The following is a 20,807-nucleotide window of genomic DNA, read 5'->3' on the forward strand; positions in this document are numbered from 1 at the left end:
CGTGGCTATCTGTAGTACTCGGATGCTGCCAGTGCCAGGAAGAGATCGACCCGGTCCTCCGTGCGCGCGACGTCCCGGCCGGTCAGTTCCGTGACCTTGAGCAGCCGGTTGCGCAGCGTGTTGACGTGGATGAACAACGCCTCCGCGGTCGCGGCCCACTGTCCGCCGTTGTCCAGGAACGCCCGCACTGTGCGCAGGAGCTCACCGTCGCGGTGCTCGTCGTGCCTTCTCAGTGGCGCGAGGACGACGTCGGCGAAGTCCCGCACCGTGTCCGCGTCGTGCAGGCCGAGCAGGAGCCGGTGTGTGCCCAGTTCCGCGAACGTGGCCACGTCGAGTTTGCCGTTGCGGTTCCGCAGTACACGGCAGGCGTCCCGGGAACGCACCAGGGGCTGTTTCAACGCGGCGGAGTTCTCCGCTGTGCCGCCGATGCCGACCGCTGTGCGGCGGTTGGCGAAGCGGTACTCGATCGCGTCCGCCAGTTGTACCGCCAGCTCTCGCAGGTCCGCGTCGGTGTGGCGGGACGGCAGCACGGCCACGACGTCACTCGTGCCGCCTGCCACGGCCGCCGGTGTGTTCTTGGCCAGGAAGAACTCCGCCACCGCTTCGGCCATGCCGGGCAGGGTCGGTTCGTCCTCGCCCGCGAAGGCGAGCGCGTACACCGCGAGCGGGCCGTCGGGGTCCACACCGAACGCGCGGAGCCTGCCGGGAACCTCCGCGGCACGGTGCTGCCCGGAGAGGATCATGTCGAGCAGTTCGCTGGCGAAGCGCAGTTCTATCGCGTGCACCGCCTGCTGTTTGGCGACCTCCAGGCTGAGGAACCTGGCCGCCTGGTCCAGCGCGTCCCGTTCGGCACGCGTGAGTTCCCCGGACGGTCGCAGGCACAGCAGGGCCGCGTCCACTTCGCCGACCGCGCCGACGAGGAAGACACTGGCCTTGTCGGCGCCGAGGTCGATCTCCAGTGGCGGCGGGTGGCCGTTCAGCCGTTCGGCGACGACACGCAGGTGCTCCCTGCTCGGCTCGGCCCCCGCGGCGGCGAGCAGGCGGCCGGTGCGGTCGACGACGGCCAGCGGCAGTTCGTGGTCACGGCGAAGGACCTCCAGCACCCCGAAAGCACCCGCGCCCTGCGTCAACGCGTTCGCGAGCTCGTCACCCCGGCGCACCATGTCCACCAGCGACGACTGGCGAGCCTCGGCGTAGTGCCGGGCCGCGGCGCGTGTGACGGCGGTGAACGGCACCTTCGCGGAGATCTCCAGCAGCGGCAGGTCCAGCAGCTCGCACATGTCGATCATCACCTTCGGCGTGCGGGGCGACTGATCCCGCAGTCCGAACACGATTCCGGCGCCACCGGCGCGGGCCACGTTCTCCACGAAGTCCATCGCGTCGGCGTTCGGCAGCCACATCCCGTTGGTGAGCACCAGTTCGCGTTCACGCAGATACGGCGACGGGTCCGGCAGTTCCGTGTTGTGCACCCACACCACGTTCTCGTCCAGCGCCTGCGGGCTGCCTTCGACGAGCAGGCGCAGCTCGAGTTCGGGGTCGTCGAGCAGAGCACGAATGGTGAGCACGCCCTGACCGTATACGGGCGTCACAGACGCCGGGCAACACCCCGGCGCGGGCTGTTGAACTGCGGGTTTGCCGTTGTCCGACGATGATGAAAATGTTCTCATCTTGATCTCATCGAGGGATCACCCCCGGGACGCAAGGTAGGCGCATGGCGCGGATCAGGAGCATCGTGGCGGTGATCGCCGTCCTGGCGCTGCCGGGTCTCGCCGCGCTCACCGGATTGATGCTCGCGCCGGCCGCGCCGCCGCCGAACGTGCCCTCCGTCGTGCGGATCGGTGAGTCGAACACGCCTCGTCCGGCGACATCGGCACCACCCACGACCCGGACGACCTCAGCGCCGCCGCAACTGCCCCCGCCCCCGCCCGTCGACGACAGTGATGACGGTGACGACGGGCCGGACGGAGCCGACGATGACGACGGGTAGCAGGCTGCCCGCCCGCGTGCGGATCATGGGCTGGCTCGTGCTGCTGATGCTGTCGGTGCTGACCACCGTTGTCCTCGTGGTGCGCGAATACCAGCTCCAGGAGATCGACGACCGGGTCAACCGGTCGCTGGAGCAGGACGCCGAGGAGTTCCGGATCTTCGCGGCCACCGGCGTGAACCCGGTGAACGGCCGGGTCTACGACCACCGGCACGAACTGCTCGAAGCCCACCTGCGCGGCCAGTACACCGACACGGCCGAAGTGCTGATCGGTGTGCGTGTGCGCGACGGTGTGCTCACCAAGCAGGCGCAGGGGCAGCCGTCGTCGACCGCGGTCCCGATCGGCAACGACCTGTTGTGGTCCATCGTCCGCGACACAGCCGTCGTCGGCACGTCGGCGACGCCCGGTGGCACCATGCGATGGGTGAAAGTCGGTGTGCTGGCACCCGGCGAACCGCCCGATGCCCAACCCAGCGCGTGGCTGGTCGCCGGGTACTTCATGGACCAGATCCGGGCAGGCGTCACGTCGACACTGCGCACGCTGATCGTGGTGAGCGCGATCGGTCTCGTCCTCACCGCGGGGGTGGCGTGGCTGGTCGCGGGCTGGATCCTCGCGCCCGTGCGGACAGTGCGCGCGGCCGCCGCCGACCTGACCGAGCACGACCTGACCAAACGCATCCCCGTGCAGGGGCGTGACGACATCGCCGCGCTCGCCGAACAGTTCAACGCCATGCTCGACCGGCTGGAACACGCCTTCACCACCCGGCAGCGGTTCCTCGACGACGCCGGCCACGAACTGCGCACCCCCATCACCATCGTCCGCGGCCACCTCGAGCTGATGGGCGACGACCCGGCGGAACGCGCCGAGGTGGTCAGGCTGTGCACGGACGAGCTCGACCGGATGGCCCGGATGGTGGACGACCTGCTGTTGCTGGCCAAGACCGAGCAGGCGGACTTCGTCCGGTTCGCTCCGGCGTCCGTGCCGGAACTGACCAGCGACATCGACGCCAAGGTGCGGGCCATGGCCGACCGGCGCTGGGTGCTGGAGTCGATCGGCGAGGGCGAGGCGGTCCTGGACGAGCACCGGGTCACCCAGGCCATGGTGCAACTGGCCCAGAACGCCGTGCAGCACACGCGACCCGGCGACGAGATCCGCATCGGCTCGGCGATGACCGGCACCCGGCTGGACTTCTGGGTGGCCGACACCGGCCACGGCGTCGACGAAACCGAGATCGACCGGATCTTCGACCGGTTCGCCCGTGGTGCCGACAGCACGCGGGACGGTGCCGGACTGGGCCTTGCCATCGTCAAGGCCATCGTCGACGCACACCACGGCACGGTCACCGTACGACCGACGCCGGGCGGTGGCGCGACTTTCCGATTGGAGCTGCCGAGATGAGCCGGATCCTGATCGCCGAGGACGAGCAGCGGATCGCCTCGTTCGTCGACAAAGGACTGCGGGCCAACGGTTACAGCACGGTGATCGTCGCCGACGGGGACGCCGCGCTCGCCACCGCGATCACCGGCGACTTCGACCTGGTCGTGCTCGACCTCGGCCTGCCGAGGCGGGACGGCTTCGACGTGCTGCGGGGAATGCGCAAGGCGAACGTGCTGACCCCCGTGATCATCCTGACCGCCCGGGATTCGTTGCGCGACACCGTCGCCGGTCTGGAAGGCGGTGCGGACGACTACATGACCAAGCCGTTCCGGTTCGAGGAACTCCTGGCCAGAGTGCGACTCCGGCTGCGCACAGGGGACCGCACGCCGGAGCTGACCGTGCTCAACCACGGCGACCTTTCCCTGGATCTGCGCACAAGGCGCGTGACCACCAAACAGTCCACAGAGGACCTCACGGCGCGCGAGTTCGCGTTGCTGGAGCTGTTCCTGCGGCACCCGGGCCAGGTGCTGACCCGGGAACAGATCCTATCGCACGTCTGGGGATACGACTTCGACCCCGGATCCAACGTCGTCGACGTGTACGTGCGGACGTTGCGCCGCAAGATCGGTGCGGAGCACATCGAGACCGTCCGGGGAATGGGTTACCGGCTGTCCTGATGAAGATCCTCTCATCCGCCTGTCATCTGGGCTTCAGCGCCGCTGTGCACAGTGGACTGCATGACAGGCACGGCAGTCCTCACGCTGGTGATCTTCGGCGTCACCGTTGCCGCGTGGATGGTCGGCAGGCTTGACGACACGTTCGTCGGCCTGGTGGCAGCGCTCACGTTGGTGCTCGCCGGGGTCATCCACCGTGACGACCTGTTCGGGGCGCTGGGCGGCGACACGATCTGGTTGCTGATCGCCGCGTTCGTGATCGCACAGGGGCTTGCGGCGACAGGACTACCCGAGCGGGTCGGGGCCGCGCTGATCGCGCGGGCGAGATCGGTCCGTCAACTCGCGCACCTGGTCACGGCGGGTCTTGTGCTGACCGCTCTCGCGGTTCCGGCGACGTCAGGACGCGCGGCGTTGGCGTTGCCCGTGTTCATGGCACTGGCCGAGGCGTTGAAGGAGCGGCCCGCGGTGGTCAGGGCGCTGGCGCTGCTGATGCCGTCGGTGATCCTGCTGTCGGCCATCGCCACCCTGATCGGCGCGGGCGCCCACCTGATCACCAGCCAACTGCTCACCGGCCTGACCGGTACGGGGATCGGGTTCGGCCAGTGGCTGCTGCTCGGCCTGCCGTTCGCGGTCATCAGCTCGCACCTGGGTGCCGAACTCGTCGTCCTGCTGATGACCAGGCGGGAGCACCGCCGCGCGGCGCTGCCGCCCGTGCACCTGAACAAGCAGCCGTTCACCGGTGCGCAGAAGCGGGTCACGGTCGTGCTCACGGTGGTGATCGCGTTGTGGTGCACCGGTCTCCTGAATCCCGCACTGGTCGCCCTCGTCGGCGCGGTCGTGATCACCTCGCCGAAGGTCGGCACGATCGGGATGAGCGCCGCCCTGGCGAAGGTCCCGTGGTCGCTGCTGCTGTTCATGGCGAGCACGGCCGTGATCGGCACCGCACTGTCCCACTCGGGCGCCGCGCAGTGGCTCGGACACGCCGCTTTCGGCGGCGCGGCGGGCAACGCGATGCTGCTGCTGATCACGGTCGTGGTCGTGAGCGCCGCCGCGCACCTGGTGCTGCAGTCGCGGTCGGCCCGGTCCGCCGTCCTCGTCCCGCTGGTCGTCCCGGTGGCCGTGGCGACCGGTCTCAACCCGGCGGCGCTGGCGTTCGCGTCCACCGCGGCGGCCGGGTTCTGCCACACCCTGCCGTCCTCGGCGAAACCGGTCGCGATGTTCGCGACCGCCGAGGACGTCCCCACATACCGCAAACGCGACCTGGTCAGGCTTTCGCTGGTGCTCGGACCGTTGATCGCCGCACTGGTCGTCGCGTTCGCGGTGTTCGTCTGGCCGGTGTTCGGCCTTCCGATGGAGGTGTCATGAGGTTCACCGTCGCTCCCAGCGGTTTCAAGGAATCACTGGACGCACCCGCGGTCGCGGCGGCGATCGCCCGTGGCATCCGGCGTGTCGTGCCCGGCGCCGTGGTCGACGAGGTCCCGCTCGTCGACGGGGGCGAGGGCTCGGCCAAGGGACTCGCCGCCGCACGCGGTGGACAGGTCGTGCCGGTGACAGTGACCGGGCCGGTCGGGACGCCCGTGGAGTCACACATCGCACTCCTCGGCGAACACACGGCCGCGCTCGACATGGCCGCCGCGGCAGGACTCCGTCTGGTGCCCGGAACACACCGCGACCCAGGGCTGACCACGACGTATGGCGTCGGCGAGCTCATCACGGCCGCGCTGGACCACGGCGCGCGCACGATCCTGATCGGCTGTGGCGACTCCGGCACCTGCGACGGGGGAGCGGGTGCGCTGGAGGCGCTCGGTGCCCGGATCTTGGACGCCGACGCCCAGCCCATCGGCAGGCGCGGCGGATACGCGCTGCGCTCGGCGGCCAAACTGGACACCTCCGCGATGGACCCCCGGCTCGCTCGCACCGAGATCGTCGCCGCCGTGAACCCGCACAACCTGCTGACGAGCGTCGCTGCCGTGTTCGGGCCGCAGAAGGGCGCAACGCCGCCACAGGTCGACGCCCTGTCGGACGGAATGGACCGCTGGGCAGGCGTCCTCGCCGGGCACTGCGGTCTGGACCTGCGCACACTGCCCGGCAGCGGGGCGTCGGGAGGGCTGGGCGCCGGGCTGGCCGGAGCGCTCGGCGCCGCGCTGACACCCCGGTTCGACGTACTGCTCGACCACACCGGACTGGACGCGCGACTGGCCGAAGCGGACCTGGTGATCACCGCGGAAGGCGCCATCGACCACCAGACACCCCACGGCAAGATCCCCGCCGAAGTGGCCGTCCGCGCCAAACGACACGGCAAACCGGTGATCGCGCTGGCCGGGACGATCGGCGACGGCGCCCGGCACACCTATGACATCGGCATCGACGCCTACGCCGGGATCCTGCCCGCCCCGGTGGCCCTCGCGGAGGCCATCGACCACGCGGCCGAACTGCTCACCGACGCGACCGAGCGAACCCTCCGCCTGATCCTCCTCGGCGCGGCTATGCGCCCCGCCCCATGTCGTGAGTGATGGGCAGGGCCAGAACCCCGATAACCGCTCACGACACCTGGGGGTGTCCGGATGGTGGACACCGGGTCGCGTCGGGCTGGGAATTTCGGTGGGTTGGGAACCAGTCGGCCTTCGCGTCCGACTTGTACACCGGAATCAGTCTGGCGAGCGCGGGAGGCTCCGGCGGGATGCGGTGGTACGAGAACGACGATCTGTGGTCGGGCTTTGCCGAGGCGATGTTCCCGCCGCGCCGGGGTGCGGAAGCGGCCGAACTGGTCGACACCTCGCCGCTGCTGCGGTTCCAGCCCGGTGCGCGGGTGCTTGACCTGTGCTGCGGGCCTGGGTTGTGGTTGGCTCCGCTGGCCCGTCGCGGGTATCGGGTCACCGGTGTCGACCTGAGCCAGGCGATGCTCGCGCAGGCCAAGGCCGCGTGCCCGGACGCGGACCTGGTCTGCGAGGACATGCTGGAGTTCCGCCGACCCGGGCAGTTCGACGTGGCGCTCAACGTGTTCACCAGCTTCGGCTATCTCGCCGACGCGGGGGACAACCTGCAGGTGCTGCGCAACGCGTACACGTCGCTGGCACCAGGGGGTCAGCTGATCGTCGACGTGATGGGCAAGGAGGTGCTCGCCGGGTGGATCGGCAGGCCCAAGACCGTCGACGTCGACGGCGGCTACGTCGTGATGCGCGACACCGTCCTCGATGACTGGACGCGGTTGCGCACCGACTGGACACTGGTGCGTGGCGACACCGCACGGCACGCCGTGATCGAGTGTTTCCTGTACAGCGCGGCCGAGTTGAGGGAGTTGTTCCGGCAGGCGGGATTCCAGGACGTCGAGTGCTTCGGTGACTTCGACGGCGGCTCGTACGACAACCACTCGAAGCGGTTGATCGTTCGTGGCTACCGGCGTGGCTGAGCGGGTCCGGCTGGTCCCGGTCCTGCTGACGCTGTCCGTGGCGCTCGTGGTGTCCGTCGCCGCGGGCATCGCGCTCGGTTCGTCCGTCATCCCCATCGGCGACGTGCTGCGCTACCTCGGTGCCGCGTTGACCGGCGGCACGATCACCTCGGACGAGCTGTCCGGCTACACCATCGTGTGGGAGGTCCGGACCCCTCGGGTGCTGCTCGCGGTTCTGGTCGGAGCCGGTCTGAGCGTGGTCGGCGTGGTGATCCAGGCGTTGGTGCGCAACGCTTTGGCTGACCCGTTCGTGCTGGGTATCTCGTCGGGGGCGTCCGTCGGCGCGACCGCGGTCGTGGTGTTCGGCGTGTTCGCCAGCCTGGGCGTGTACGCGTTGTCCGCGGCGGCTTTCCTGGGTGCCCTGGGTGCTTCTGTACTGGTCTACATCGCGGCCATGAGCAAGGCCGGGCTGACGCCGCTGCGGCTCGTGTTGACCGGAATCGCCCTGGCGTACGGCTTTCAAGCCGTCATGAGCGTGCTTGTGTTCCTCGCGCCGGACGGCCAGGCGGCGCGCACCGTGCTGTTCTGGCTGATGGGCAGCCTCGGCGGGGCGAACTGGGGATCGCTGCCGATCGCGGCGGTCGCCGTGCTGCTCGCGATGGTCGTGCTGCTGCGCAACAGCAGGCCGTTGGACGTTCTCGCGATGGGCGACGAGACCGCGGCGAGCCTCGGCGTCGACGCGGTCCGGCTGCGGCGGTGGCTGTTCGTGCTCACCGCGGCGGTGACCGGGCTGCTGGTCGCGGTCAGCGGGGCGGTCGGGTTCGTCGGCCTCGTCATGCCCCACCTGGTGCGGATCGTGGTCGGGTCGGGGCATCGGCGGGTGCTGGCGGTCGCGCCGCTCGCCGGTGCGGTGTTCATGGTCTGGACCGACCTGGTGGCACGGACCCTCGTCGCGCCGGAGGAACTGCCGCTCGGCGTGATCACGGCGGTGATCGGGGTCCCGGTGTTCATCACGTTGATGCGCCGCCGCGGCTACCTCTTCGGAGGTCGTTGATGGACGTCGCGCTCACCGGTGTCTCGGTCGACATCGCGGGCAAGTCGCTGATCAGGGACCTGCACCTGGAGGCCGACTCCGGGCAGGTGGTCGGACTCGTCGGCCCGAACGGCAGCGGCAAGTCCACCGCGCTGCGGTGCGTCTACCGCGCGCTGACGCCCAGTGCCGGGGCGGTGTACCTGGACGGCACGGACGTGGCCACGTTGACCTTGCGGGACAACGCGAAACACGTCGCCGCGTTGACGCAGGACAACCGCACGGACCTTGATTTCACGGTGTCCGAGGTGGTGGCACTCGGCCGGACACCGCACCTGCGGGGAAACCAGCCGTTGTCGGCCAAGGAACACGACCTGTGCCGTGAAGCGATGGACCAGACGGATGTGCTGCACCTCCAGGACCGCAGCGTCCTGACGCTGTCCGGTGGCGAACGGCAACGCGTGTTCATCGCCAGGGCTCTGGTCCAGGAGCCCAGGGTGCTGGTCCTCGACGAACCGACCAACCACCTGGACGTGCGCCACCAGGTGGAGCTGTTGTCGTTCCTCGGCAAATCCGGGCTGACGGTGCTCGTCGCCATTCACGACCTGAACCTCGCCGCTGCCGCGTGCGACCGCCTCGGCGTGCTCGCCGGAGGTGAACTGGTGGCCGCCGGGGCCCCGATCGACGTGCTCACACCAGACCTTGTCCGCAGGGTGTTCGGCGTGGACGCGACCGTCGTCGCCCACCCGCGGACCGGTGTCCCGCAGTTGCTGTACGACCTCAAGGAGAAAGCGTGACCAGGATATCGGCCCTCGTGCTCGCGGTGGGCCTGCTGGCCGGGTGCGGGGCGTCCGTGCAACCGACGGCGGAGGCGAACGCACCGGTCACGGTCACCAACTGCGGCAAGGAAGTCAGCTACCCGCTGCCGCAGCGACCGGTCGCGTACGACGTCAGCGGTGCGGAGAAGATGTTCTCGCTCGGCCTGGCCGACCGCATGCGCGGCTACGTGATGAACAAGCTCGGCGACCCGTCGATCGCCGGATCGCCGTGGCGCGAGGACTACACCAAGGTCCAACGGCTCGGCACCGCCAGGATCACGCGGGAGATCGTGGTCGACGCCAAGGCGGACTGGGTGCTGGCCGGGTGGGGGTCGGGGTTCAGCGAGGAGCGCGGGATCACGCCGCAACTGCTCGACCAGGTCGGCATCCGCAGCTACATGCACACCGAGACCTGCTGGAACTACGGTGACAAGAAAACCGACGTGCCCGCGCTCGATGCGCTGTACGCCGACCTGGAGAACCTCGGGCGGATCTTCAAGGTCGAGCAGCGCGCCACGGACCTGGTGGCCGAGTTGAAGGGCCGCGTGGCCAAGGTGCGGCAGTCGGTCCCGGCGAACACCCAGCCTGCCAAGGTCTTCGTGTACGACTCCGGCACCGACCAGCCGTACACGGCGGGCAGGCACGCCGCGCCCACCGACATCATCAACACCGCCGGTGGCCGCAACGTCATGGACGGCTTGGGGAAGGGCTGGGCGACGGTCGGCTGGGAACCGGTCGTGCAGGCCGCGCCCGATGTGATCATCATCGTTGACTACGCCGACCAGCCAGCCGCGGACAAGCGGAAGTTCCTCGAATCGCTGCCCGCCCTGAAGTCCGTCCCGGCAGTGCAACAGGGCCGCTACTTCGTCATGTCCTACGGGGACGCTGTCAGCGGCCCGCGCAACGTCAAGGGCGCCGAGGACTTCGCCGCGTACCTCAGGTCGGTCGGTCGATGAGCCCAGGTCCGACCAACACCGTCCACGAGCACATCACCGACGCGATCAAGCAACCCGACCTGGTACGCCTGACCGACAACGTAGTGCTCGCCCGGTTCGAGACCATGAAGGTGTACGCGGCGCTCGGCGCGGTCCGTACGCTGCTCGACCGCGGGGTCGTCCGCCCAGGACAGACACTTGTGGACAGTTCCAGTGGTATCTACGCGTTGGCGCTGGCCATGGCGTGTCACCGCTACGGTCTCAAGTGCCACATCGTCGCTTCGACCACTGTGGATGCGGGAATGCGGGCGCAGCTGGAGTTGCTCGGCGCTACGGTCGACCAGATGCCGCCGTCGCAGTCGCTGCGGCTCGACCAGGAACGCCGGGTGCACCGGGTCAGCCAGCTGCTGGCGCAGCGCCCGGACGTGCACTGGATGCGGCAGTACCACGACAGTGTTCACTATGAGGGCTACAAGCACTTCGCGGAGCTGATCACTTCCGCGCTCGGTGACGGCCCGTTGACCGTGGTCGGCGCGGTGGGAACGGGCGCGTCCACCGGCGGGGTCGTCGAGCCCCTGCGCCGGGCCGACCCGTCCGTGCGGCTGTTGGGGTTGCAGCCGTTCGGCAGCGTCACGTTCGGCAGCGAGGGGTTCACCGACCCCGAGGCGATCATCGCCGGGATCGGCAGCTCGATCTGGTTCGACAACGTCCGCCACCACCTGTACGACGGTCTCCACTGGGTGGATTTCCGGCACGCCATGGCCGGGACGATCGGGTTGATGCGCGAGCACGCGGTGTTCGCCGGACTGTCCACCGGTGCGGCGTACCTGGTCGCGGGCTGGGAGGCGGCGCGAAACCCGGACCGGACCCACGTCGTGATCGGCGCGGACACCGGACATCGATACGTGGACAGGGTGTTCGCCCGGCACGAGGAAGCGCCGGACATGGACTCGTTGAGTCCATTGGAGATCACGTCACTGGAAGACCTCGCGATGCCGTGGTCGACGATGGAGTGGCACCGCCGGGCGTGGCCGGCCGTGCGACAGGAAGAACAGGCATCATGACAGCGACATCGTCTCCGTGCACACCGTGCTCAGCGACCGCACCCGCGGCCACCCCTTGTGTCAACCTCGAGGCCCGACGCGGGCCGCGTGGCAGCCGACCGCACCTCAGGGGAACGTGGCGCAAACCAGCCATCGGTACGCAACGAACTGAATGGTGCCAGCCCAAGGTGACCAAGCGCCGAAATTCCGGGGAGGCGGAACTGCCTTGACCATTGTGGCTCTCGAAGCACTCACGTTCGGCCTCGGGCACATGGTCCGCGCCGCGGCCGAGTCCGGCGAACGGCTGTGCCTGCTGACCGGTGTCCGTGAGATCTACCGGCACGAACTGTCCCGGCTGTCCGCCGACGCGCTGGACGTCTTCGACGTCGACACCACCGACATCGATGCCTGTGCGGCGATCCTCAAGCAGATCCCGGACCTGCACGGCCTGATCAACTCCACCGACACGTGGCTGGTGCCGGGCGCCGAACTGGCGGAACGGTTCGGCCTGCCCGGACGGTCCGTCGACTCCGCGCTGTTCCTCCGTGACAAGCGCGAAGTGCGCGAAAGGCTTCATGAGCACGGCTTGAGTCCGGCGCCGGGCGACACGCTTCCCGCTGTGCTCAAGGATTCCTCGGGTACCTCGTCGCGCAACGTGTGGCTGGTGCGTACCCGGCAGGAGCTGGACACGGCACGCGAGGAGGCGGCGAACGGCGACCTGAAAGGCGAATTGTTCGCCGAGCCGCTGTTCGAAGGCCCGGTGTACAGCGCCGAGACGATCACGTGGGGCGGACGGACGCGCCTGCTGGGTGTGCTCAGCCGTCAGGTGACCGGGGTCCGCGAGGACGCGGCGGCGTTTCCGGTCGTGTTCCCGCCGGAGGACTCGGTGGCCGGGTGGGTCAGTGAGGTGCTCGACGTGGTGGAGTTCGAACAGGGCTTCGCGCACGTGGAGTTCGTGCTCACTGTGGACGGTCCGCAGCTCGTCGAGATCAACCCGCGCATCGGCGGTGCTCTGGTGGGCGAGGCGTTGTGCCGCAACCTCGGCACGAACGTGTACGAATCGATGATCGACATGGCGCTCGGCCGGGCGCCAGCTCTGCTCATCGGCGCTGAACCGACCGGCCCCGGCGTGGCCTTCGCGCTGGTTTACCCGGCACAGCAAGGTGTTCTGACTGCTGTCGACGGCGTGGACCGGCTCGCGGCGTACCCGGGAAACCCCGAGTGGTACCCGACCAAGGCCGTGGGGGATCACATCGAGCACGTGACCGACCAGCGCGGCTGTGTCGGCATCGTGCTGGCCGAGGGACCGACCGCGGAACTGGCGATGCACCGGGCGCTGGCTGCGGCCGCCGCGATCACTGCCGTGGTTACGCCGACAGCAAAACCAGGAGCTCAGGGGACCGCGCTGCCTTTAGGGTGACCGGCATGGGCGACGTGATCACTGGCACTGCCGCGGGCGTGCCGTACACAGCATTGCGACCAGCGGTCGAGACCGACGCGTTGCTCGTGTCCTGGCACATGATCGACGCACCGAAGTCGGACGCCGCCTTCGCCGCCGCGTTGCCGTTGCACGACGTCCCGGCGTGGCGCGTGCACCTGGGCCTGCCGTTCTGCGGCGCGAGGATGGTCGACGGCAGCATGGACGCGGTGATCGAGCGAGCACGGCGTGACGCGGTGCTGGAGTACTTCGCGGGCTTCACCGTCCAGGCCGTCGAGGAATTTCCCGCCGCGCTGACGGAAGTTCGCAAGCAGTTGTCCATTGGTGACGGCCCGCTGTTCGCGCTGGGCGGGTCGCTCGGCGGTCTCGTCGCCCTGCGGAACATGACCAGGGCGGAGTTCAAGGCTGGCGCCGTGGTCAACGCGTTGATCAAGGTGCGGACGGGAGTCGCCCTGATCGAGGAGATCGTGGGCATCCCGTACACGTGGACCGACGAGTCGGCTGCCGCAGCCGACGCGCTGGACCTCGTCGCGCGTGCGGGCGAACTCGGTAATGTCCCGCTGCTCGTGGTCAGCGGCGAAGAGGACTACCCGATTTTCCGCGAGGACGCCAAGAACCTGGCCGATGCGGTGCCCAACGGCGAACTGGCCACCATCCCTGGCCTCGCACACCCGCTCGCGCAGGAGCCTGGCATCGAGCCCGCGCCGCAGACCCCGTCGGCCAAGCTGGTCGACGACCTGCTCACCCAGTGGTTCCGGAAGCACGTGTGACCAGCAGGAACACAGGCAGCACAGCGAGGACTCCGGCCACCGCGGCCACGAGCGGGTAGCCGCCGTGGCCGAACAGGTGGCCGGAGCCGATGCTCGCGAACGCCGACGACCCCCAGATCACCGCGTCCACCGCGCCTTTCGCGCGTGTCTGCACCGACGTGCTCAACAGGCTGCTGCCGCCGACGAACATCAGGTTCCAGCCGTACCCGAGCAGGAACAACGACACCGGCAGACCGGATTCGTGCGAGGTGGGCAGGAAGTAGGCGAGCACAGTGGCGGCCACCAGGACGGCGATGCCGATGCCGATGGTGCGCCGCCCGCCGATCCGGTCGGCGATCCGACCGGTCAACGGCGACAACGCGAACATCCCGAAGATGTGCGCGGCGAGGATCCAGCCGACGACGTCGAGGCTGTGACCGAGGTGGTGCAGTTGCGGTGGCGTCATCGTCATGACGGCGACCATGGTGATCTGCGCGGCCACCATGGCGCCCAAGGGAAGCCGTAACGAACGCCGCCGGAACACCCGCCACCCTTCGTGTGTGGCCTGTTCGCTCACCTCGTCGGCCGGGAGTGCGAGAGCGGCGGCGACCGCGGCGCACGCCACCGCGACCGTCGCGGTGAGGATCGGCCCGGCCAGTTCGGGCAGTCCGAGCCACCCGGCGGCATGCGCGGTCGGCGAGATCATCAACGGCCCGGTCAACGCGCCGATCGTACCGGCCCACACCACCGAGGACAGTGCGAAACCCTTGCGCTCCAACGGGTACATGTCGGCGGCCAGATAGCGGGACAGCTGGGCGGCGCCGTTGCCGAGCCCCAGTGCGACCAGCCCGACGAGCAGCAGGAGCAGTTCACCGGCGGCAGCGCCACCGAAAGCCAGCAGCCCGCCGACGGTGGCAAGACCGTACCCGGTCAGCAACGCGAAACGCCTGCCGCGCCGCGCGGTCAACGCCCCGGCCAGCAATGCGCCGACCGCGGTCCCCGCGACCCCGGCGGCGCTGGGCAAACCGCTGGCCGCCGGTCCACCGGCATCGGCCGCGATCAACGTCCCGGCCGTGTTGGCCAGCACGGTCGCGGTGTTCATGAGCGCGACAGTCACGAAAAGCGCGGACATCGACCGCCGCCGAGTCCGGGTCCCCAGTTCCATGACCGTCGATGTTATGCAGGCGCAAGCCGTTTTCGAATGACTACAGTACGGAAAAGCGCACGCCGCACCGTGCGGACGCAAGGAGGATGCGGCCGATGACCTTCCGAACGGAAAGAGACCTCGACGAGCTGGACTGGCGCATCGTCGAACGGCTGCAACACGACGGCAGGCTTTCGTTCAAGGAGTTGGGCAGGAGGGTGAACCTGTCCGCGCCCGCGGTGGCCGAACGAGTCCGCAGACTGGAGGAATCCGGGGTGATCACCGGGTACCACGCCAGAGTGGACCCGCGGACGGCGGGCTACCCGATCTCCGCCTTCATCGAGATGCGCTGCTCACTGGGCAGGTGCCTGCTGAAGACAAGCGCCGCGGCCGACTACCCGGAGGTCGTCGAGATCCACAAGCTCAGCGGTGACCACTGCTCGATGCTCAAAGTACGCGCCGCGTCACTCGAACACTTCGAGGGCTTGCTGGAGCGCATCGGCAAACACGGCGAGATGCGCTCGTCGGTCGTGCTGTCCACGCAGTACGACGGCCGCCCGGTCGAGCGCCCGGCGGCGGACTTCTTCCGTGCCACGACAAGCCACGGCTGGTCCAAGCCGGACAGCCGTCCGTCCTGACGGGTCACTCCGGGTGGGCGCGGTGGCGTGTGGCGAAGGTGCGTTGTTTGGCGCGAGCGCCGCACACCTGCATGGAACACCATGTCCGGGACCGGTTGCGTGTCGTGTCCCGGAACGCCTCGCGGCAGTTCAAGTCGGCGCACACCTTGGCACGCGGCCAGGAGCCGTCGGCGCGCCCCAGCGTCACCGCTACCAGGAGCCACGCCAAACCCGTGCGGGCAGTCCCGGTCTCGGCAGGGCGGAGGAACGCCACGTCGTCATCCGGATCTGCCTGAAGGCGTAGTTCCACGGCCAGTGTGCGCATGGCGGCCAATGCCCCCTCGTCTTCGGGTCCGGCCGCGTCGTTGTGCTTGGCCAGCAGAGCGCGTAGCCCTTCACGCATCACGTGTGCTTCCGTGACGTCCTCATCGGCTGTGCCGATGTCGGTGAAACCTTGCTTTTCCCACCATGCCGTGAGCGTGTCCGGCGTGTCGATCTCCTCGCGGGCATGGGGATTGTCGGCCAGGATGCCGCGCGTGTTGACGAACCGGCAGACCAGATCGAGATCTGCCCGCACCCCGGGTTGTCGGGCCATGCCGTCACCTTACCGGCTAATCGGCATAGATGGTTGCAACCGACTATCGTGAATAGATGGTTGTCGTGCTGGGATGTGCCGCACACGGAACAGCCGCTCGCCCACCAGCGGTAGTACTTTCACAGCACGGTTGCCCGTGCTGACCGTGGCCACAAAGCCGCCGAAGGCGCCCGGAGCATCCCTCATATCGATATGACCCGGGCAGGTTCAAACGGACTGGACAACCGGCAAGGAAAGGGCGGTTGCCCATGACCTGCGTGAGCGCCGCCTAGCTCACCACGTTGAGAGCCAAAGGGTCTGAACGGTGTGGCGTGGCGGTCGTCGCCTTTTTACGGAGATGACCTGCGGCGGTGCGGCCCTGTTCGCGCTCGACGCGGGATTCTCGCATCAGATGCGAAGTCGGGAGGCGAGTTGATGGTGAGATCGACGAAACCGGTGGCCGGTGTCCTGTCTCATCGATGTTGAGGCAGTCTCGCTGAAGTGATGTAGCCGACGCGTCGTACCGCCAAGACCCGACGCGACGGTGGGCAGACTGATCACCCGCTACACGGCAAGGGGACGCTGACCGCTCAGCTCTCTTCGGACTTGAGGGCCGCATCGAGGGCGGCGTCATAACGGGCGTCCCTGCGGCGTCGAACCACAAAAATGATCCCCGTGCCGAGAAGGGCGAGCACGGCGATCCCGCCGAACAGCCACCACTGCCAGGTCGACGGGGTGTGCCCGGTGACGGCGACGACCTCGCCCTCGCCGGGCACGGACGTGATGTCCCGCAGGGTCAACATCGTGTCGCCCTGGGTAAGCAGGCCGTTGTTGGCGCGGAAGTCCTCCAGATCGGTGTAGGTCCGTGCCCGTTGTGCAGGCGCGCGTGTACCAACTCGGAGGTAACCGCGGCGAGGCCGCTGTGTCCTACGCCATCGCCGCGTTCAACTTCGGGATCGTCGCAGGTGTCACGCTCGGCGGCCTCGCGTTGACCATGGGCGGGTTTACTGCGGTCGGCGCGGTCTCAGCGTTCTTCACCCTCGTCGCGATCGGACTCGCCGCCGCCGTGAACACTGCCGTATCGCGCTCGTCCCTTTAGTTCTCACGGTGTTGGTGCGCGTCGATGCGCTCGTCGAGCTCCGCCAAGTCGTTGTGCAGCGCGGTCAGCTCGCGAGCGTGTCTGGTGAGTTGCTTGGATTGCTGGTCGATGCGGGTACGCAGGTTGTGCAACTCCTTGCCGGTCTGCGACTCAGGGACGGCGGAGGGGTCGTCGGTGTCGTCGGTCATACATATCTCCCAGCAGTGCAGATCGTGTCGTCCATGCCAGGGCGTGGAGACCCAGCACGGGTTCCCCGCGTGATCGCGAACTAAACGCCTGGACTCCACGAGTGCCGAAAGGTAGGTTGGTCATACGCCTTGGACGGTCGTCCAAGGCGAGTGTCCAAGACAATTGCCCCGGGGAGTGTGCATGGAGTCGTCGATGGCCGCGCGAGGCCGGGACGTACGGCAGCGGCTGATCACGGCGGCGACCGAGTTGATCGTGCACAAGGGCTGGTCAGCGGTGAGTACCCGAATGCTCGCCGAGCGCGCGGGCGTCGCTCCCGGCGTCGTCCATTACCACTTCGCGTCGCTGCGGGCGTTGCTCACCGAGGCCGCCATCGGCACCATGCGGGCGGCCGTCACCGGCCTCGAACCCGGGCAGGACGTGATCGCGGCCCTGCTCGACCCGTTGGACGAGTACTCCGGTGACGACCCGACGTCGCTGCTGTTCATCGAGACCTACCTCGCGGCGACCCGGGACGACGAACTGCGCTCGGCGATCAGCGCACTGGTGGCCGAGTTCCAGCACCGGCTCGCCGAGTGGCTGGCCGACCGGGCAGTGGTCGCGCCACAGGAGACAGCGGCCGTGATCGTGGCCGCGATCGACGGTCTGATGCTGCACAGGGCGCTGAACCCGGCCGCGAGAACAGATCTCCGGCCGGTGCTGCGCCGGCTGGTGGAAGGGGGAACCCGGTGAGAGTGGTCATCTGCGGCGCGGGGATCGCCGGACTGACCCTGGCCAACCACCTGGCGGACCGGCACGACGTGACCGTGCTGGAGAAGTCACCCGGACCGCGGCCACAGGGCTACATGATCGACTTCTTCGGCCCCGGCTACGACGCGGCGGACAGGATGGGCCTGTTGCCGAGGCTCGAATCCGTCGGCTACCGCGTGAGCGAGGCGGCGTACGTCGACGAGACCGGCCGGCGAAGGGCAGGGCTGCCCTTCGACACCTTCGCCAAAGCCGTCGACGGCAAACTGATCAGCATCATGCGCCCGGACCTGGAAGCGGCGCTGCGCGAACACTTGCCGGACACGGCGCACCTGCGGTTCGGGACCTCGATAACCCACATCGAGCGGGCACCGGAGCACGTCACGATCACCCTGTCCGACACGAGCACGATCGTCGCGGACCTCCTGGTCGGCGCGGACGGCATCCACTCGGCAGTGCGCGCCATGACCTTCGGGAACGGCGACAGCGTGCGTTACCTCGGCTTCCACACGGCGGCGTACGTCTTCGACAACGACGCCATCCACGCCCAGGTCGGCGACCGCTTCTGCCTGACGGACACCGTCGGCAAACAGTTCGGCTTCTACGCGCTCAGAGACGGCCGGGTCGCCGCCTTCACCGTGCACCGCGCACCACACGCCACCCTGCCGCAGGACCCGGCGGCAGCGATCCGTGAAACGTACGCGGACCTGGGCTGGGTTGTCCCCCAAGCCATCGACGCCTGCCCGGACACCCAGGACATCTACTACGACCAGGTCGCTCAGACAGTGCTGCCGACGTGGAGCAAGGACCGCGTCGTGCTCATCGGCGACGCCTGCCACGCCGTCTCGCTACTCGCAGGCCAGGGAGCGTCACTGGGCATGGCGGGCGCGTACCTCCTCGCCGCGCAGTTGAACAAGAAAGCCTCCGTACCCGAGGCTTTGGCTCGCTATGAGGACATATGGCGCCCGGTCGTTGAGGAGAAGCAACAGGTAGCCCGCAACGGCGCCCGCTGGTTCCTGCCCGCCTCGGAGCACCACCTCCGCATCCGCCGCGCCGCGATGCGCCTGGCCCGGGTCCCCGGTTTCAGCCGCTACCTCGCCGGAACGATCGCGGGAAAGACCACAGCGGTGATCAAGCAGCTCTAGTGGTTGCGAACTAGCACAGACCCGCGTCGTAGGCGAGCAGTCCGGCCTGAGTCCGGTTGGCGCAGCGGAGTTTGAGCAGGATCTGCGAGATGTAGTTCTTCACTGTGCCCTCGCTCAGGTGGACCCTGGTGGCGATCTGGGCGTTGGACAGGCCGTTGCCCAGGCACGCCAGGATCTCGGACTCCCGCTCGGTCAGGGCGGCGAGCAACTCCGATGTGGACGAACGGCGGTCCGCCGCGTGCGCGACGAGCTTGCGGGACACGGTCGGCGACATCACCGTGTGGCCGTCGGCGGCGACCCGGACCAGGCCGATCAGGTCCTTGGGCGGCGTGGATTTCAGCAGGTACCCCGCTGCTCCGTTGCGCATGGCGCGCAGGATGTAGTGGTCGCCGTCGAACGTCGTCAGCGCGACCACCGCGGGCGGCTGGTCGAGTTCGCTGATCCGCTGGATCGCCGTGAGTCCGTCCACGCCCGGCATGTGCAGGTCCATCAGCACCACGTCCGGCTTGTGCCGCAGGACGGCCTCGACGGCTTCGGCGCCGTCGTAGGCCTCCGCCACCACAGTCACGCCTTCCGCCGCGCGGAGGATCGTGCGGAGGTGGCCGCACACCAACGGGTCGTCGTCCACGACGAGGACGTTGATCATGATGCGGGCTCCGTCAGGGTTGCCGACACGTGGAAACCGCCCTCTGGGGACGGTCCGGCGTCCAGTGTTCCGCCGATCATGCTGACCCGCTCGCGCAGGTTGTCCAGCCCCGATCCGGAGCCGGCCGAGGTCAGGTCCGGGTCTGCCGGGCGGTCCGGCGCGGTGTTGCGCACCGACACCTTGGTGTCCGACGGTCCGTAGTCGATCTGCACGCGCACAGCCGCGCCGGGCGCGTGTTTGCGGACGTTGGTCAGCGCTTCCTGGACGATCCGGTGCGCCGCGCGCCGCACGACCGGTGACGCCTGGTCCGCGGCGCCTGCCTCGACCAACTCCACCGGGACACCGACCGAGGTGGACTCGGCGACCAACGTGGACAACTCCGGCACCGGGGCCTGTGTCACCGTTCCCTGGCCCTCGCCGACGTCCGCGCGCAGGATCGCGACGACCTCACGCAGTTCCTCCAGCGCCTGGCAGCCGTTGGCCCGCAGTTCCTCCGCCGCGCGGCGGGTCTCGGCGTCCTTCGCGGTCATCTCCAGCCCACCGGCCTGCAACACCATCAGGCTCACGCGGTGGGTGACGACGTCGTGCATCTCGGCCGCCAGCCTGGCGCGTTCCTCCGCCCTCGCCGACTCCATCCGCAGCTGGTACACGCGATCCCGCGCCCCGAACGTCATGCCCATCACCGAAGGCACGGCGATCAACAGCAACGACGTGGCCAGCCGGGCGCCGGTGAGCTCCCATGGCCGCACCGCCAGCACCAGCAGCAGCCCGGCGGGCAACCACGCCGCCCGGACGTGGGTGGAGGCCATCGCGGTGCACACCACGAACGGCGTGACTGCCTGCGGTATCCACAGTGTGCTTTCGTCACGGGCGAGGTCGATCACCGTTCCCGGCGCGGCCAGTTCGGTGATCGTCATGCCCGCCGAGGTCGCGACCGTGAACCAGAGGATCCCCAGCGGTGCCTTGCGGCGGAACACCAGGATCCCCACGGCCATCACCTGGATCGCCGTGCCCACCGCGGTGTAGGCGACGCCACCTGGCGAGCCGACCAGCGACACGACCAGCAACGACGTCGCTCCGGCCAGGGAGAGGACGTCGAACAGCCGGTCTCGGGTCACGGTCACGAACCCCACGTTATTCGCCGCGCCCCCGCCGGCGACGGGGTTCGCCGCAAGACCTGACGAAAGTCATCCGGTCGATGACCTTCGGCCG

Annotated in this window: 23 protein-coding genes; 16 read left to right on the forward strand and 7 right to left on the reverse strand. The window is 68.7% G+C overall.

The window, feature by feature from the left end:
• Nucleotides 1-5 precede the first annotated feature (5 nt).
• Complete coding sequence (locus ALI144C_RS10975; RefSeq protein WP_076986946.1) at nt 6-1,565, reverse strand: PucR family transcriptional regulator; 1,560 nt, start codon at nt 1,563-1,565, stop codon at nt 6-8.
• 146 nt (nt 1,566-1,711) lie between these two features.
• Here ALI144C_RS10975 and ALI144C_RS10980 point away from each other — a divergent pair, with 146 nt between their 5' ends.
• The 12 genes from ALI144C_RS10980 (at nt 1,712) to ALI144C_RS11035 (ending at nt 13,458) form a co-directional block, all read left to right on the forward strand.
• Nucleotides 1,712-1,987: a hypothetical protein gene (locus ALI144C_RS10980; protein ID WP_076986947.1), complete on the forward strand. Its 276-nt coding sequence runs from the start codon at nt 1,712-1,714 to the stop codon at nt 1,985-1,987.
• Nucleotides 1,974-3,383, forward strand: a complete 1,410-nt coding sequence (locus tag ALI144C_RS10985) for a sensor histidine kinase (protein ID WP_076987074.1) — start codon at nt 1,974-1,976, stop codon at nt 3,381-3,383. Before ALI144C_RS10980 ends, ALI144C_RS10985 begins: the two co-directional genes overlap by 14 nt.
• Nucleotides 3,380-4,039, forward strand: coding sequence for a response regulator transcription factor (locus ALI144C_RS10990; protein ID WP_076986948.1), 660 nt, complete (start codon nt 3,380-3,382; stop codon nt 4,037-4,039). Before ALI144C_RS10985 ends, ALI144C_RS10990 begins: the two co-directional genes overlap by 4 nt.
• Before the next feature lie 60 nt (nt 4,040-4,099).
• Entirely contained in the window at nt 4,100-5,401 is a 1,302-nt protein-coding gene (locus tag ALI144C_RS10995; protein WP_076986949.1) for an SLC13 family permease, read from the forward strand.
• A complete protein-coding gene (locus ALI144C_RS11000) occupies nt 5,398-6,549 on the forward strand; it encodes a glycerate kinase family protein (RefSeq protein WP_076986950.1) in 1,152 nt (383 codons plus the stop codon). The genes ALI144C_RS10995 and ALI144C_RS11000 overlap by 4 nt, the downstream gene beginning before the upstream one ends.
• A 167-nt stretch (nt 6,550-6,716) precedes the next feature.
• The gene (locus ALI144C_RS11005; protein ID WP_076986951.1) at nt 6,717-7,445 is read left to right on the forward strand and encodes a class I SAM-dependent methyltransferase; all 729 of its coding nucleotides are present in this window, start codon (nt 6,717-6,719) and stop codon (nt 7,443-7,445) included.
• Entirely contained in the window at nt 7,438-8,478 is a 1,041-nt protein-coding gene (locus ALI144C_RS11010; RefSeq protein WP_237774090.1) for a FecCD family ABC transporter permease, read from the forward strand. Before ALI144C_RS11005 ends, ALI144C_RS11010 begins: the two co-directional genes overlap by 8 nt.
• Complete coding sequence (locus tag ALI144C_RS11015; protein WP_076986953.1) at nt 8,478-9,251, forward strand: ABC transporter ATP-binding protein; 774 nt, start codon at nt 8,478-8,480, stop codon at nt 9,249-9,251. The genes ALI144C_RS11010 and ALI144C_RS11015 overlap by 1 nt, the downstream gene beginning before the upstream one ends.
• Entirely contained in the window at nt 9,248-10,228 is a 981-nt protein-coding gene (locus tag ALI144C_RS11020; protein WP_076986954.1) for an ABC transporter substrate-binding protein, read from the forward strand. Before ALI144C_RS11015 ends, ALI144C_RS11020 begins: the two co-directional genes overlap by 4 nt.
• The gene (locus ALI144C_RS11025; protein WP_076986955.1) at nt 10,225-11,271 is read left to right on the forward strand and encodes a cysteine synthase family protein; all 1,047 of its coding nucleotides are present in this window, start codon (nt 10,225-10,227) and stop codon (nt 11,269-11,271) included. Before ALI144C_RS11020 ends, ALI144C_RS11025 begins: the two co-directional genes overlap by 4 nt.
• A 214-nt stretch (nt 11,272-11,485) precedes the next feature.
• Complete coding sequence (locus ALI144C_RS11030) at nt 11,486-12,670, forward strand: ATP-grasp domain-containing protein (RefSeq protein WP_237774103.1); 1,185 nt, start codon at nt 11,486-11,488, stop codon at nt 12,668-12,670.
• 5 nt (nt 12,671-12,675) lie between these two features.
• A complete protein-coding gene (locus ALI144C_RS11035; RefSeq protein ID WP_076987076.1) occupies nt 12,676-13,458 on the forward strand; it encodes an alpha/beta hydrolase family protein in 783 nt (260 codons plus the stop codon).
• Here the strand turns inward: ALI144C_RS11035 and ALI144C_RS11040 are convergent.
• Nucleotides 13,430-14,602, reverse strand: a complete 1,173-nt coding sequence (locus ALI144C_RS11040; RefSeq protein ID WP_193441169.1) for an MFS transporter — start codon at nt 14,600-14,602, stop codon at nt 13,430-13,432. The two genes, ALI144C_RS11035 and ALI144C_RS11040, sit on opposite strands and share 29 nt — an antisense overlap.
• 95 nt (nt 14,603-14,697) lie before the next feature.
• Between ALI144C_RS11040 and ALI144C_RS11045 the strand changes: the two genes are divergently transcribed.
• Complete coding sequence (locus ALI144C_RS11045) at nt 14,698-15,219, forward strand: Lrp/AsnC family transcriptional regulator (RefSeq protein ID WP_076986957.1); 522 nt, start codon at nt 14,698-14,700, stop codon at nt 15,217-15,219.
• Nucleotides 15,220-15,223: 4 nt separating this feature from the next.
• On the opposite strand, the gene ALI144C_RS57345 is transcribed toward ALI144C_RS11045, so the two are convergent.
• Nucleotides 15,224-15,793, reverse strand: coding sequence for a CGNR zinc finger domain-containing protein (locus ALI144C_RS57345; RefSeq protein WP_083752927.1), 570 nt, complete (start codon nt 15,791-15,793; stop codon nt 15,224-15,226).
• A 569-nt stretch (nt 15,794-16,362) separates the two neighbouring features.
• Nucleotides 16,363-16,575, reverse strand: coding sequence for an LPXTG cell wall anchor domain-containing protein (locus ALI144C_RS11055; protein ID WP_076986959.1), 213 nt, complete (start codon nt 16,573-16,575; stop codon nt 16,363-16,365).
• A gap of 62 nt (nt 16,576-16,637) precedes the next feature.
• On the opposite strand from ALI144C_RS11055, the gene ALI144C_RS11060 reads away from it, so the two are divergent.
• A complete protein-coding gene (locus tag ALI144C_RS11060; RefSeq protein ID WP_143230571.1) occupies nt 16,638-16,871 on the forward strand; it encodes a hypothetical protein in 234 nt (77 codons plus the stop codon).
• On the opposite strand, the gene ALI144C_RS11065 is transcribed toward ALI144C_RS11060, so the two are convergent.
• On the reverse strand, nt 16,868-17,059 hold the full coding sequence (locus ALI144C_RS11065) for a hypothetical protein (protein ID WP_076986961.1): 192 nt from the start codon (nt 17,057-17,059) through the stop codon (nt 16,868-16,870). The two genes, ALI144C_RS11060 and ALI144C_RS11065, sit on opposite strands and share 4 nt — an antisense overlap.
• 181 nt (nt 17,060-17,240) lie before the next feature.
• Here ALI144C_RS11065 and ALI144C_RS11070 point away from each other — a divergent pair, with 181 nt between their 5' ends.
• Nucleotides 17,241-17,789 carry a TetR/AcrR family transcriptional regulator gene (locus tag ALI144C_RS11070; RefSeq protein WP_076986962.1) on the forward strand — a complete coding sequence of 183 codons (549 nt, stop codon included), beginning with the start codon at nt 17,241-17,243 and terminating at the stop codon, nt 17,787-17,789.
• A complete protein-coding gene (locus ALI144C_RS11075) occupies nt 17,786-18,949 on the forward strand; it encodes an FAD-dependent oxidoreductase (protein ID WP_076986963.1) in 1,164 nt (387 codons plus the stop codon). The genes ALI144C_RS11070 and ALI144C_RS11075 overlap by 4 nt, the downstream gene beginning before the upstream one ends.
• Nucleotides 18,950-18,959: 10 nt before the next feature.
• On the opposite strand, the gene ALI144C_RS11080 is transcribed toward ALI144C_RS11075, so the two are convergent.
• Entirely contained in the window at nt 18,960-19,595 is a 636-nt protein-coding gene (locus ALI144C_RS11080; RefSeq protein WP_076986964.1) for a response regulator, read from the reverse strand.
• Nucleotides 19,592-20,719 (reverse strand): sensor histidine kinase, encoded by a 1,128-nt coding sequence (locus ALI144C_RS11085; protein WP_076987077.1) that lies wholly within the window; start codon nt 20,717-20,719, stop codon nt 19,592-19,594. Before ALI144C_RS11085 ends, ALI144C_RS11080 begins: the two co-directional genes overlap by 4 nt.
• Between the last annotated feature and the right edge of the window lie 88 nt (nt 20,720-20,807).

This window comes from Actinosynnema sp. ALI-1.44 (assembly GCF_001984155.1).
Taxonomy (GTDB): domain Bacteria; phylum Actinomycetota; class Actinomycetes; order Mycobacteriales; family Pseudonocardiaceae; genus Kibdelosporangium.

What these genes read in the sequence shown, in the direction of transcription:
- ALI144C_RS11055 (WP_076986959.1), bottom strand. Translation starts at nt 16,575, where the DNA reads ATGTTGACCCTGCGGGACATCACGTCCGTGCCCGGCGAGGGCGAGGTC.
- ALI144C_RS11045 (WP_076986957.1), top strand. Translation starts at nt 14,698, where the DNA reads ATGACCTTCCGAACGGAAAGAGACCTCGACGAGCTGGACTGGCGCATC.
- ALI144C_RS11000 (WP_076986950.1), top strand. Translation starts at nt 5,398, where the DNA reads ATGAGGTTCACCGTCGCTCCCAGCGGTTTCAAGGAATCACTGGACGCA.
- ALI144C_RS10995 (WP_076986949.1), top strand. Translation starts at nt 4,100, where the DNA reads ATGACAGGCACGGCAGTCCTCACGCTGGTGATCTTCGGCGTCACCGTT.
- ALI144C_RS11025 (WP_076986955.1), top strand. Translation starts at nt 10,225, where the DNA reads ATGAGCCCAGGTCCGACCAACACCGTCCACGAGCACATCACCGACGCG.
- ALI144C_RS11035 (WP_076987076.1), top strand. Translation starts at nt 12,676, where the DNA reads ATGGGCGACGTGATCACTGGCACTGCCGCGGGCGTGCCGTACACAGCA.
- ALI144C_RS10985 (WP_076987074.1), top strand. Translation starts at nt 1,974, where the DNA reads ATGACGACGGGTAGCAGGCTGCCCGCCCGCGTGCGGATCATGGGCTGG.
- ALI144C_RS10980 (WP_076986947.1), top strand. Translation starts at nt 1,712, where the DNA reads ATGGCGCGGATCAGGAGCATCGTGGCGGTGATCGCCGTCCTGGCGCTG.
- ALI144C_RS11015 (WP_076986953.1), top strand. Translation starts at nt 8,478, where the DNA reads ATGGACGTCGCGCTCACCGGTGTCTCGGTCGACATCGCGGGCAAGTCG.
- ALI144C_RS57345 (WP_083752927.1), bottom strand. Translation starts at nt 15,793, where the DNA reads ATGGCCCGACAACCCGGGGTGCGGGCAGATCTCGATCTGGTCTGCCGG.
- ALI144C_RS10990 (WP_076986948.1), top strand. Translation starts at nt 3,380, where the DNA reads ATGAGCCGGATCCTGATCGCCGAGGACGAGCAGCGGATCGCCTCGTTC.
- ALI144C_RS11070 (WP_076986962.1), top strand. Translation starts at nt 17,241, where the DNA reads ATGGAGTCGTCGATGGCCGCGCGAGGCCGGGACGTACGGCAGCGGCTG.
- ALI144C_RS11065 (WP_076986961.1), bottom strand. Translation starts at nt 17,059, where the DNA reads ATGACCGACGACACCGACGACCCCTCCGCCGTCCCTGAGTCGCAGACC.
- ALI144C_RS11005 (WP_076986951.1), top strand. Translation starts at nt 6,717, where the DNA reads ATGCGGTGGTACGAGAACGACGATCTGTGGTCGGGCTTTGCCGAGGCG.
- ALI144C_RS11040 (WP_193441169.1), bottom strand. Translation starts at nt 14,602, where the DNA reads ATGGAACTGGGGACCCGGACTCGGCGGCGGTCGATGTCCGCGCTTTTC.
- ALI144C_RS11080 (WP_076986964.1), bottom strand. Translation starts at nt 19,595, where the DNA reads ATGATCAACGTCCTCGTCGTGGACGACGACCCGTTGGTGTGCGGCCAC.